This window comes from Actinoplanes sp. SE50/110 (assembly GCF_900119315.1).
GTDB lineage: Bacteria > Actinomycetota > Actinomycetes > Mycobacteriales > Micromonosporaceae > Actinoplanes.
Map to the genome: position 1 here is coordinate 5,940,167 of NZ_LT827010.1, position 11,510 is coordinate 5,951,676.

Genomic DNA, 11,510 nt, shown 5'->3' on the forward strand with positions numbered 1-11,510 from the left:
CGACCCGGACCGCTGTCGGTCCGGGTCGTTTCGCTTGCGTCGTACGCCGCCCGCCCGCAGCAGCCGATTCACCGAACGGGGCAGGCCGGTGACCGGCCTGCCCCGTCCGCCCTCTCACCGGTGTGATCAGCGGCCGAAACCGCGGGCCAGACGGTGGTACGCCTGGTTCCAGCGCACCTGGTTGGTGAACTGCCGGGTCGTCGTGTCCTCGTCGATCAGCAGCAGTTCGGTGCCGACCATGTCGGCCAGGTCGGCCAGTTCCTCGGCGCCGACCGAGGCGGACAGCACGGTGTGGTGCGGACCGCCGGCGGTCAGCCAGCACTCGGCCGAGGTGGACAGCGACGGCGCCGGCTTCCAGACCGCCCGGGCGACCGGCAGCTTCGGCAGCGGCTCGGTCGGCGCGACCACCTCGATCTCGTTGGCGACCAGGCGGAACCGCTCCCCCAGGTCCGCGAGACCGAGCACGATCGCTTTACCCGGGGCGGCGTCGAAGACCAGGCGTACGGGGTCCTCGCGGCCGCCGATCCCGAGCGGGTGGATCTCCAGCTTCGGCTTGCCGGCCGCGATCGACGGGCACACCTCCAGCATGTGCGCGCCGAGGATGACCTCGTTGCCCGGGGTCAGGTCGTAGGTGTAGTCCTCCATGAAGGAGGTGGCGCCACCCGGGACCATCGCCTTGAGCGTGTGCACCAGCACCGAGGTCTTCCAGTCGCCCTCGCCGCCGAAGCCGTAGCCGTCGGCCATCAGCCGCTGCACGGCCAGGCCGGGCAGCTGCCGCAGACCGCCGAGGTCCTCGAAGTTGGTGGTGAAGGCCTGGAAACCGCCCTCGGTGAGGAACTGCCGGAGACCGGCCTCGATCCGGGCCCCGTAGCGCAGCGACTCCGCCCGCTCGTTCTTCAACTCGGCGGCGATTTCGTAGACGTCGGCGTACTCGTCGACCAGCTTGTCGATCTCCGCGTCGGTCACCTGGTCGACGACCGCGACCAGGTCGTTGACGCCGTAGGTGTTGACCGAGACGCCGAAGCGCAGCTGCGCCTCGACCTTGTCCCCCTCGGTCACCGCCACGTCGCGCATGTTGTCGCCGAACCGGGCCAGCTTCAGCGACCGCATCGCCGAGTAGCCGCGCGCGGCCCGCACCCAGGTGGCGATCCGGGCCGTCACGGCCGGGTTGCTGACGTGCCCGGCCACCGTCTTGCGCGGCACCCCGAGCCGGGCCTCGATGAACCCGAACTCCCGGTCGCCGTGTGCGGCCTGGTTGAGGTTCATGAAGTCCATGTCGATCTCGGACCAGGGCAGCGCCACGTTGTGCTGGGTGTGCAGGTGCAGCAGCGGGGCGCGCAGCGCGTCCAGGCCGGCGATCCACATCTTGGCCGGGGAGAACGTGTGCATCCAGGTGATCACGCCGAGCACGCCCGGCGTCGACGAGGCCCGCCGGCAGACGTCCAGGATCTGCTCGGCACTGGTCAGCACCGGCTGCCAGACCACGTCCGCGTCGAGCTGCGCGTCCAGCTGCGCGGCGATCTCCCGGGACTGGCTCGCCACCTGCTCCAGCGTCTCCGGGCCGTACAGCCCCTGGCTGCCGGTCAGGAACCAGATTTCCCCGTTGCTCATCGAGCCCTCCGTGTCACCAGTCGCTGCAGAACAATGAAGCCGAAGAGCAGGACGCCGACGACGATCCGGGTCCACGCCGAGTTCAGGTCACCCTGGAAGTTGATGATGGTCGAGATCAGGCCGAAGACCATCACGCCGAGCAGGGTGCCCAGGACGTAACCGGAGCCGCCGGTGAGCAGCACTCCACCGATCACGCAGGCGGCGATCGCGTCCAGCTCGGTGCCGGCGCCCTGCAGCGCGTGCCCCGAGGTGGAGTTGATCGTGTACAACACGCCGCCGAGCGCGGCGCAGAACCCGCTGATCGTGTAGACCAGCACCCGGGTGCGGGCCACCGGCAGGCCCATCAGCAGCGCCGAGTCGGCGCTGCCGCCGATCGCGTAGACGTTGCGGCCGAACCGGGTCCAGGCCAGCACGCCGGCCGCGATCAGCACGACCGCCAGCGCCACCACCGCGATCAGCGTGGTCTTGACGTCATCGAAGAGCGGGATCCGCAGGTCGGAAAGGGTCACCCAGAGTTTGTCCCGGATCGGGATGGACTCCTGGTTGATGTAGAGCGCCAGCCCCCGGGCGAAGAACAGTCCGGCCAGCGTGGCGATGAACGGCTCCACCTTGAAGTAGTGGATGGCCGCGCCCATCCCGGCGCCGAGCAGCGCGCCCAGCACCAGCACCAGCGGCAGCACCAGCAACGGCGGCCACCCGCCCTTGAGCAGGGTGGCGGTCAGCGTGGTGGTCAGCGAGATGACCGCGCCGACCGACAGGTCGATGCCGCCGGTGAGCATCACGAAGGTCATCCCGACCGCGACCACCAGCAGCACCGCGTTGTCGCGGAACAGGTTGACCACGACCCGGGGGTCGTCGAAGTGCTCCAGGTTCACCAGGCCGCCGATGTACATGGCGAGCAGCAGGACCAGGGTGGCGAGGATCGGGATGTACTTGGCGTTCGGCCGGTAGACGCGGCGCCTCGGGTTGACCGGAGCGTTCTGCGCGACCTCCGGCGTCGCGTCGATCGTGGTTTTCATGCGGGGACCTCGGCTCGCACGGCGGGACGCGACTTGAATCTTCCGAACACCTTCTCGCGGAAGACCGGCGACTGGGACAGGCAGAGGGCGACCACCACGACCGCCTTGAACAGCAGCGTGGCCTTGTCCGGCACACCGATGCCGACCACCGTGACGGTCAGCGTCTGGATCAGCAGGGCACCGATCACCGTGCCGACGATCGAGAACCGGCCGCCGATCAGCGCCGTGCCCCCGATCACCACGGCCAGGATGGCGTCCAGCTCGATCAGGTTGCCGGCGTGGATGCTGTCCGCGCTCTTGATGTCCGCGGACACGATCAGGCCGGCCAGGCCGGCCAGGGCGCCGGACACCACGTACACCATGATGGTGATCCGGCGGGCCCGGATGCCGGCCAGCCGGCTGGCCGCCGGGCTGCCCCCGACCGACTCGAGCAGCAGGCCCAGGGCCGTGCGCCGGGTCAGCACCGCGGTCAGCGCGACCGCCGCCATCGCGATCAGGAAGGCCACCGGCAGGGTGAGGAAGAAACCGGTGGCGATGCTCGCGTACGGGCTGGACTGCACGTTGATGATCTGCCCGTCGGTGATCAGCTGGGCCAGGCCGCGACCGGCCACCATGAGGATCAGCGTGGCGATGATCGGCTGGATCCCGACGACCGCGACCAGCGCGCCGTTCCAGAGGCCGAGCACGGCCGAGACGCCGATCGAGACGGCCACGATGAGCAGCACCGCGCCGAGCGCGTTCTGGTCGCTCAGGTCCTTGATCAGCAGACAGGCGACCGCGCCGGAGATCGCCATCACCGAACCGACCGACAGGTCGATGCCGCCGGTGGAGATGACCAGCGTCATGCCGAGCGCGACGAGCATCAGCGGGGCGCTGCCCCGGATGATGTCGATCAGCGTCCCGAACAGGTGCCCGTCGTGGATGGTGAGGAACTGGTGCGACGTGAACACGTTCACGATCAGCATCGCCACGAGAATGGCGGTCGGCCAGAACAGCCGGTTCTTCAGGATGGTCATGAGGTTGCTCCGCTGGCGATGGTCTGCATGATGCGGTCGGCGTCGACCCCGGCGGTGTTGTCCAGCTCCTCGACCAGGCGGCGGTCGCGCAGCACGGCGATCTTGTGGCTGAGCCGGAGCACCTCCTCCAGCTCGGCGCTGACGAACAGCACCGCCATGCCCCCGCCGGAGAGCTCGGCGACCAGCTTCTGGATCTCCGCCTTGGCGCCGACGTCGATGCCCCGGGTCGGCTCGTCGATGATGAGCAGCCGCGGCTCGGTGATCAGCCAGCGGGCCAGCAGCACCTTCTGCTGGTTGCCGCCGGACAGGTTGCGCACCGGGCGCTCCGGGTCGGCCGGCCGGATCTGCAGCGCCTTGATGTACTTGTCGACGATCTCGTCCTGCTTGCGGCGCGGGATCGGCCGGGTCCAGCCGCGCGAGGCCTGCAGGGCCAGGATGATGTTCTCCCGGACGCTGAGGTCACCGATGATGCCCTCGGTCCGGCGGTTCTCCGAGGAGAAGGCGATCCCCCGCTTCATCGCCACCTGCGGGTCGCGCAGCGACACCGGCTTGCCGTCCACGCTGAGTGTGCCCTGGTCCGCCTTGTCGGCGCCGAACAGCAGCCGGGCCAGCTCGGTGCGGCCCGAGCCGAGCAGGCCGGCCAGGCCGACCACCTCGCCCTGGTGGATGGTCAGGTCGAACGGGGCGATCGCACCGGTCCGGCCCAGGCCCCGGGCCTCGAGGATCGGCTCGGCGGCGGCCGCCTTCGTACGGGCGCTCTGTGCCTTGTCCTCAAGATCTTCCAGAGTGGCGAGCTCCTTGCCGATCATCTTCTCGACCAGCTGCACCTGGGTCAGCTCGGCGGTCCGGTACTCGCCGATGAGCTGGCCGTTGCGCAGCACGGTGAGCCGATCGGAGATCTCGTAGATCTGGTCGAGGAAGTGCGAGACGAACAGGATCGCCACCCCGTCCGCCTTGAGCCGGCGCATCACCCGGAACAGCTGCTCCACCTCGGAGGTGTCCAGGCTGGAGGTGGGCTCGTCGAGGATCAGGACGCGGGCCGAGATGTCGACGGCGCGGGCGATCGCCACCATCTGTTGGATGGCCAGCGAGTACTGGCTCAGCGGGGCGGACACGTCGATGTCCAGGTCGAGGCGCTGGAGCAACTCGGTGGCCCGGCGGCGCATCTGCCCCCAGCGGATCTTGCCGAACGTGCGGGGCTCACGGCCGATGAAGATGTTCTCCGCGACCGTGAGGTTGGTGCAGAGGTTGACCTCCTGGTACACGGTGCTGATCCCGGCCTTCTGAGCGGCCAGCGGGCCGGCGATCCGGACCACGTCGCCACCGAGCCGGATCTCGCCGCCGTCGATCTCGTAGACGCCGGTGAGCACCTTGATCAGGGTGGATTTGCCGGCGCCGTTCTCACCCATCAGGGCGTGCACCTCGCCGGGGTACAAACGGAAGTCGACGCCGTCCAGGGCGACGACGCCGGGGAAGACCTTGCGGATGCCGGTCATCTCGAGGACCGGGTTGGTGGCTGGTTCGCCCATCATGCGCTCCGTTCGCGCGGTGCGGACCACCCCGGGCTGCCGGGGTGGTCCGCACCTGCTTCGACTACCGGCTCAGTACTTGCGGGTCGGAAGCGCGGCCTTGGCCTGCTCCTGGGTGAAGGTGGTCTCCTCGGTGAGGACACGCTGCGGGACGTCCTGCTTGTCCTTGACCTTCTTGGCCAGGTCCATCAGCTGCGGGCCGAGGAGCGGGCTGCACTCCACGATGTAGTTGATCTTGCCGTCGGACAGGGCCTGCATACCGTCGTGGACCGCGTCCACCGTGATGATCTTGATGTCCTTGCCGGGCTTCTTGCCGGCCGCCTCGATCGCCTCGATGGCGCCCAGGCCCATGTCGTCGTTGTGGGCGTACAGCACGTCGATCTTCGGGGTGGACTGGAGGATCGCCTGCATCGTCGTCTTGCCCTCGGCCCGGGTGAAGTTACCGGTCTGCGACTTGACGATCTTGATGTTCGGGTTGGCCGTGATCGCCTGGGCGAAGCCCTTCTGCCGGTCGATCGCCGGGGCCGAACCGGTGGTGCCGGACAGCTCGACCACGTTCACCGGGTCCGACTTGCCCTCGTACTGCTTGACCAGCCAGTCGCCGGCCTCCTTGCCCTCCTTGACGAAGTCCGAGCCGAGGAAGCTCTTGTAGAGGGAGAGGTCCTGCGAGTCGACCGCACGGTCGGTCAGGATCACCGGGATGCCGGCGTCCTTGGCGTCCTTGAGCACCGAGTCCCAGCCGGAGGTGACCACCGGCGAGAACGCGATGACGTCCACGTGCTGGGTGATGAAGCTGCGGATCGCGGAGATCTGGTTCTCCTGCTTGCCCTGGGCGTCCGAGAATTTGAGCTCGAAGCCCGCGGCGGCCGCCGCCTCCTGGATCGACTTGGTGTTCGCGGTGCGCCAGCCACTCTCCGCACCGACCTGGGAGAAGCCGAGGACCAGCTTCTTGCCGCTCCCGCCGGAGTTCGCCGAACCGGAACCGGCGTCGTCGCTCTTGCTGCCGCAACCGGCGAGCGCGGACACGGCCAGCATGCCCGTCAGCGCCGCCGCCATCAACTTCACGCGCACCTTAACCTCCATCAAACTGTTACCGTTAACAAAGGAGCCAGCACTGGCATATACGTGTCAGTACCAGGAGTTCATCGAGTAGCTGCGAGCGCCGTCACAGCTTTCGTTTCGTGAGTGTTACCGTTCTCATCGTGCGCGTCAAGAGAGCAGATTCGTTGTTTCCAAGAGGTTGCCAAAACGGCGATCTCACCCAGGGCCAGCAGACGGTCACCTGGTAGATATCGTCCAATGCCGACCACAGACCCGGCGCCGGACCTCGGACCGGCTGCCCAGATGCCCTTCACCGCGACCCGGCCGCGCTCCGGCAAGGAGCGCGGGAGCGTCATGCGCGACGTCGCGAAACTGGCCGGCGTCTCCCACCAGACCGTGTCCCGGGTGATCAACGATCATCCCAACGTGCGGGCGGAGACCCGGGAACGCGTGCTCGCCGCGATGCGCTCGCTCAACTACCGGCGCAACCTGGCGGCCCGCACCCTGGCCACCCGGGAATCCCGCACGCTGGGCATCATCGGCTTCGAGACCACCCTGTTCGGCCCCGAATCGATGCTGTACGGCATCGAGAGCGCGGCCCGGGCCGCCGGCTACCTGGTCAGCGTCGCCACGGTCCGCGAGCTGGCGCACCGGCCGGTCCTGGAAGCGGTCGACCGGCTCGCCCAGCACGACGTCGACGGGATCATCGCGATCGCCCCGAAGCCGGCGGTGACCACGGCCCTCACCCACGCCCCCAGTGGACTCGCCTGCGTGGCCGTCGGCGGCGCCGGCACCGGTGCCGACCCGTTCCCCACCGTCCGCGTCGACAACGCGGCCGGCGCGCGGCTCGCCACCCGGCACCTGCTCGACCTCGGGCACGCCACGGTGCACCACGCGGCCGGGCCACCCGACTGGCCGGAGGCGCAGGCCCGGGTCGACGGCTGGCGGGAGACCCTGTCGGCGGCCGGGGCGGCGGTGCCCCCCATCACCCCCGGCTGGTGGGACGCGGCCGCCGGGTACGAGCAGGGCCGGCGGCTGGCCGCGGACCCGGCGGTGACGGCGGTATTCTGCGCCAACGACCGGATCGCGCTGGGTGTGCTGCGGGCGCTGCACGAGGCTGGGCGACGGGTGCCCGAGGACGTGTCGGTGGTCGGCTTCGACGACATGCCCGACTCCGGCTACTTTTTACCGCCACTGACCACTATTCACCAAGATTTCGGAGAAATGGGGCGCCGCGCGCTGGCTCTGCTCCTGGACCACATGGCGCAGGAGGAGACGGACGGCCCCCTGTCCAACGTGGTGGTCCAACCGGAACTCGTGCTGCGCTCCAGCACCGGCCCGCGGCGTCCCCTCACCCTTGGCGGTGAATGAACCGCGACCTGACCGCCCCCGCCGGTTACAGTCCGAGGGGTGTTCGACGGCGACACACGGTCATCTCCCGGGCCCGCCCCCACCCGGCGGGCCACCACCGTGCGCCGCCCTTCTCCGGCCGCGCCTCCGCCCGCCAGGCCTGTGGGCGCCCTGACCACGCGCCCGTCCCGCGCCGCACACTCCGCTACCGCCCCGTGGCCGTCACCGACCGCACACCGATCCGTAACCGCGCCTGCACTGCACGCCGCACCTCCACTGCACGCCGCGCCTCCACTGCACGCCGCGCCTCCACTGCACGCCGCACCTGCACCGCACGCCGCGTCTTCACTGCACGCCGCGCCTGCACCCCACGCCGCGCGGCCCGCCGCCGCCCCCGTGGCCGTCACTGACCGCACGCCGCCCCAGCACGGCATATCTGTCCCGCTCGGTGCGGCCTGCCACGACCGCGCGCCCGCCGTGGACCGCGGCGCCGTCTCACCACGTTGCGCCGTCTATCACCGCGCATCCTGCCGCCAGGTCGCTTCCCGTGGTCGCCCGGCGGGCGCTCAGGGCGGACCTTCCCTCGCCGGCACAGCCATGTCACGCCCCGCTCCGATGCCAGGCATCACCCTAAAGCCAAAATTTCCCGAAATTTCGGGCGCAACCTGCTTCGATGAGGAAAGGACAGGTGAGCGGATTGACCACGGAACCCGCCGTCCCAGGGTGGTGGCGTCGCCGGCACCCCCGGCTCTCCGGCACCCTGCACATCCGTGACAACCACGGCCACGACACCACCATCACCCTCCGCGGTCGCGGCGCCGTCCTGACTCCAGCCGGCAACAACCTCATCGGATACGGCGAGATCTGGGCAGTCCACACCGACCCGGAGACCACCACCACCAGCCTGATGATCAGCTACGGCCGTTCCCCAGCCCCCGACGACCGCGAAACCGGCCTCTGCCCACCCGGCGCCACCGTCACCCTGTCCGGCACCCACTTCACCTGGCACACCCCGAGCCAGGCCCCAGTCCCCGCGGAAATCCCCCACCAGCGCACCGCCGAACTCCGCAGCCACGATGGCCCAGCCACCAATGGACCGGCAACAACCAGGCGCAAGCCCGCCACGCCCACCGCCGCCAGCCACGAATCCACCACTGCCACCGCCGCCGGCCACGAGCAGCCCACCACACCCACCGCCGCCGGCCACGAGCCCGCCACGACCACCGCCGCCAACCACGAGCCCACCACCGCCACTGCCACCAGGCACCAGCCCACCGCCAGCGACCACGAGCCCACCGCTGGCATCGCGGGAACCGGCACGACCGACGATTCCACGGCGGCCACCGCTGCTCTCGGACAAACCGGCGCCGGGTCTGCGGGCGTCCGAGGCAACGCAGCGCCGACAACGAGCCGGGAGCCGGCGACCCGCAACACCCGGGTCCCGCTCCCTCGTTCCGGCAACAGGCGCGCCGCAATTCCCGGTTTTCGGCAACGAGTCAGTGCCCTCGTCCGGGACCTCACCCACCCGCCGGCCTACTGATCACGTCCGGAACGGCGTGGACATGTGCGGGGAAGGTTTGCCGGCCCGGGCGATGCTCCCAGCTACGCCCGGGCCGGCGGAACGTCACCCCGCCCCGCTCGGTGATCCGAGCCAGGGTGGGGCGTCGTCCCGACAGGGCCCACCCGCGTGCGCATCGCGTACTGTTCGGCGCCGGTTGCTCGCTGCCGCGAACCACCGGCTACGGATGCGCTCGCGCGGGTCAGGCCTTGGCGGCGCCGGGATTGCCGTAGTAGGCGCCCGGGCCGTGCTTACGCTTGAAATGCCGTTCCTGCAAGTGCTGCGGCGTGAACGCCTGCGGGTTGATCGCCAGGGTGCGGATCGCCATGTCGGCGACCGCCTCGACGATGATCGCGTGCTCGACCGATTTCTTCGGGCTGACACCCCAGGTGAACGGCCCATGGTTGGCGACCAGAGCGGCCGGCATCGCGGCCGCCGCCTCGTCGTCACCGATCAGCTCGATGATCACCCGGCCGGTGTTGAACTCGTAGTCGTGCGCGCACTCCTCAGCGGTAAGCCCGCGGGTCACCGGCACCGGCCCGTTGAAAGTGTCCGCGTGCGTGGTCCCGAGCACGGGAATATCCCGATTCGCCTGAGCGAAAGCCACCGCGTTCGTCGAATGCGTGTGCGTGATCCCCCCGATCGAGGGCCACGCCAGGTAGAACGCACGATGCGACTCGGTGTCCACCGACGGCCGCAGATCCCCGGCGAGCACCTTGCCGGTTTCAAGATTCACCGGAACCAACATGTCCGCGGTCAGATCACCGTAGGAAACCCCGGACGGCTTGATCAGGAAAAAACCACCCTCCCGATCCACACCGCTAACGTTTCCCCAGGTCAGCTGGGCCAGACCAGCCTCCGGAATCACCTGGTTGGCCAGCCACACGTCCCGGCGCAGAGCCTCCGACCCGATAGTCACGTCGCCGCCATCCTCAGCTTCCGAACCCCGATTGTTAGCGCTCACTCTACTGGATCAGACGCGTCCGCGCTAAACCCGAAGTCCCCGCTTCCACATCGGGGCCAGCCCGAAGACCCAGAAGCCGCAACTTCGCGCCCGCCGTCAACTCGCGCCTCACCCGCCCGAGTCCAAGTCAACTGTGAGCGCAAACAGTCACTATCCTCCGCAGCTCATGCGGCCCTCCCCGCGCGACCCGGACCCGAGCACGGACCGCTACCCGGACCGGGGCACGGACCGCGGCACGGATCCGGGCACGGCCCGCTACCCGGACCGCGGCACGGACCGCGGCACAGATCCGGGCACGGACCGGGGCACGGACCGCGGCACAGATCCGGGCACGGACCGCGGCACGGACCGCGGCGACCGCGGATCGCCGGAAGGGGGGTCAGTGGCCGGCGAGGCTGGCGAAGATGACCGGGTCATGGGAGGAGAGAAGGGTCAGATCGGGCTCGGCGCGCTGGTGGAGGGCGGCGAGACGGGCATGGTTGGCACGAACCAGCGTGCGGTCGAAGGCGACGCCGATCTCCGCGAGCCGGAGACCGAGCGGCACCGGGGCGCCGGTCAGGGTGTTGCGGTGATAGAAGGCGTCGCCACAGTGCAGGAGCCAGCGGTCGCCGGAGTCGACCGCGACGCAGGCATGTCCCCGGGTGTGGCCGGGCATCGGGATCAGGACGACGCCCGGGCCGATCTCGGTGAGCTCCTTGGCCGCGGCGAAGCCTCGCCACCGCTCCCCGTCGGCGGTGTGTTCGACCAGATCGAGGCCGTGTGACCACTGGGCACTGCGGAATCGCCGGCGTTCCCCGCGGGTCGGAGCACGCAGAGCTCCCTCGGCCTCCGCGGCGGTGACGTGCACCCGGGCGTGCGGGAAGTCGGCGAGGCCACCGATGTGGTCGATGTCGAAGTGGGTCACCACGATGTGACGCACGTCGGACGGTCGGAACCCGAGCCGCTCGACCTGGGCCACCGCGGTCTCCGCACGTCGCAGCGCGGGGCGCAGCAGGTGTCGTGGCGGGCCGATCCGGGTCGCCGGATCAGCGATGTCGGCCAGGCCGAAGCCGGTGTCGATCAGCACCAGACCGGCATCGGACTCGGCGAGGAGAACGTGACAGACCAGGTCACCGCCGGGCGGCCGCAACGTGCCGCAGTTGAGGTGGTGCACCCGCATCTGGTCCTCGCTCTCGCCGCATTCGCCTGCCGGTGCCGCGACGGTACGCCGTGCCGGAGCGAGGTGACAGGGGCCAGGGGCGGGAGGGGTTCACAATGCCCCGACAATGAGCCATTTCTGCAGCTCACGAGCCTAAATTTTTCGCGTGACCTACCCCTCCTTGACCGCCGGTGGCGCCGGGGTCCAACCTGATCCGCACACCGGACACGGCGGCCGAGACGAGGCCCCCGGCCACCCCCACCATGCGGGGCAGCCGGCGTCGG

At 69.7% G+C, this 11,510-nt stretch carries 9 protein-coding genes; 2 read left to right on the forward strand and 7 right to left on the reverse strand.

The annotated features are described in order from the left end of the window. Positions 1-126: 126 nt before the first annotated feature. The 5 genes from araA to ACSP50_RS26645 form a co-directional block, all read right to left on the reverse strand. The gene (gene araA, locus ACSP50_RS26625; RefSeq protein ID WP_014692399.1) at positions 127-1,611 is read right to left on the reverse strand and encodes an L-arabinose isomerase; all 1,485 of its coding nucleotides are present in this window, start codon (positions 1,609-1,611) and stop codon (positions 127-129) included. Beyond that, positions 1,608-2,630, reverse strand: a complete 1,023-nt coding sequence (gene yjfF / locus ACSP50_RS26630; RefSeq protein ID WP_014692400.1) for a galactofuranose ABC transporter, permease protein YjfF — start codon at positions 2,628-2,630, stop codon at positions 1,608-1,610. The genes araA and yjfF overlap by 4 nt, the downstream gene beginning before the upstream one ends. Continuing rightward, the gene (locus tag ACSP50_RS26635; RefSeq protein WP_014692401.1) at positions 2,627-3,646 is read right to left on the reverse strand and encodes an ABC transporter permease; all 1,020 of its coding nucleotides are present in this window, start codon (positions 3,644-3,646) and stop codon (positions 2,627-2,629) included. The genes yjfF and ACSP50_RS26635 overlap by 4 nt, the downstream gene beginning before the upstream one ends. Continuing rightward, a complete protein-coding gene (locus ACSP50_RS26640; protein WP_014692402.1) occupies positions 3,643-5,175 on the reverse strand; it encodes a sugar ABC transporter ATP-binding protein in 1,533 nt (510 codons plus the stop codon). Before ACSP50_RS26640 ends, ACSP50_RS26635 begins: the two co-directional genes overlap by 4 nt. 72 nt (positions 5,176-5,247) lie before the next feature. Further along, positions 5,248-6,231, reverse strand: coding sequence for an ABC transporter substrate-binding protein (locus ACSP50_RS26645; RefSeq protein WP_231957054.1), 984 nt, complete (start codon positions 6,229-6,231; stop codon positions 5,248-5,250). A gap of 339 nt (positions 6,232-6,570) precedes the next feature. Between ACSP50_RS26645 and ACSP50_RS26650 the strand changes: the two genes are divergently transcribed. Together ACSP50_RS26650 and ACSP50_RS44660 are read left to right on the forward strand one after the other, a co-directional pair. After that, positions 6,571-7,587, forward strand: coding sequence for a LacI family DNA-binding transcriptional regulator (locus ACSP50_RS26650; RefSeq protein WP_043515473.1), 1,017 nt, complete (start codon positions 6,571-6,573; stop codon positions 7,585-7,587). A gap of 652 nt (positions 7,588-8,239) precedes the next feature. Further along, positions 8,240-9,106 (forward strand): hypothetical protein, encoded by an 867-nt coding sequence (locus ACSP50_RS44660; RefSeq protein ID WP_155123632.1) that lies wholly within the window; start codon positions 8,240-8,242, stop codon positions 9,104-9,106. A 220-nt stretch (positions 9,107-9,326) separates the two neighbouring features. On the opposite strand, the gene araD is transcribed toward ACSP50_RS44660, so the two are convergent. Together araD and ACSP50_RS26665 are read right to left on the reverse strand one after the other, a co-directional pair. Further along, positions 9,327-10,043, reverse strand: coding sequence for an L-ribulose-5-phosphate 4-epimerase AraD (araD, locus tag ACSP50_RS26660; protein ID WP_014692406.1), 717 nt, complete (start codon positions 10,041-10,043; stop codon positions 9,327-9,329). A gap of 424 nt (positions 10,044-10,467) precedes the next feature. Beyond that, complete coding sequence (locus tag ACSP50_RS26665) at positions 10,468-11,247, reverse strand: MBL fold metallo-hydrolase (RefSeq protein WP_014692407.1); 780 nt, start codon at positions 11,245-11,247, stop codon at positions 10,468-10,470. Positions 11,248-11,510 lie beyond the last annotated feature (263 nt).

Excerpts from the sequence above, each read along its gene's own strand:
- ACSP50_RS26635 (WP_014692401.1), bottom strand. The coding sequence starts at position 3,646 with ATGACCATCCTGAAGAACCGGCTGTTCTGGCCGACCGCCATTCTCGTG.
- ACSP50_RS26665 (WP_014692407.1), bottom strand. The coding sequence starts at position 11,247 with ATGCGGGTGCACCACCTCAACTGCGGCACGTTGCGGCCGCCCGGCGGT.
- araA (WP_014692399.1), bottom strand. The coding sequence starts at position 1,611 with ATGAGCAACGGGGAAATCTGGTTCCTGACCGGCAGCCAGGGGCTGTAC.
- yjfF (WP_014692400.1), bottom strand. The coding sequence starts at position 2,630 with ATGAAAACCACGATCGACGCGACGCCGGAGGTCGCGCAGAACGCTCCG.
- ACSP50_RS44660 (WP_155123632.1), top strand. The coding sequence starts at position 8,240 with ATGAGGAAAGGACAGGTGAGCGGATTGACCACGGAACCCGCCGTCCCA.
- ACSP50_RS26650 (WP_043515473.1), top strand. The coding sequence starts at position 6,571 with ATGCGCGACGTCGCGAAACTGGCCGGCGTCTCCCACCAGACCGTGTCC.
- ACSP50_RS26645 (WP_231957054.1), bottom strand. The coding sequence starts at position 6,231 with ATGGCGGCGGCGCTGACGGGCATGCTGGCCGTGTCCGCGCTCGCCGGT.
- ACSP50_RS26640 (WP_014692402.1), bottom strand. The coding sequence starts at position 5,175 with ATGGGCGAACCAGCCACCAACCCGGTCCTCGAGATGACCGGCATCCGC.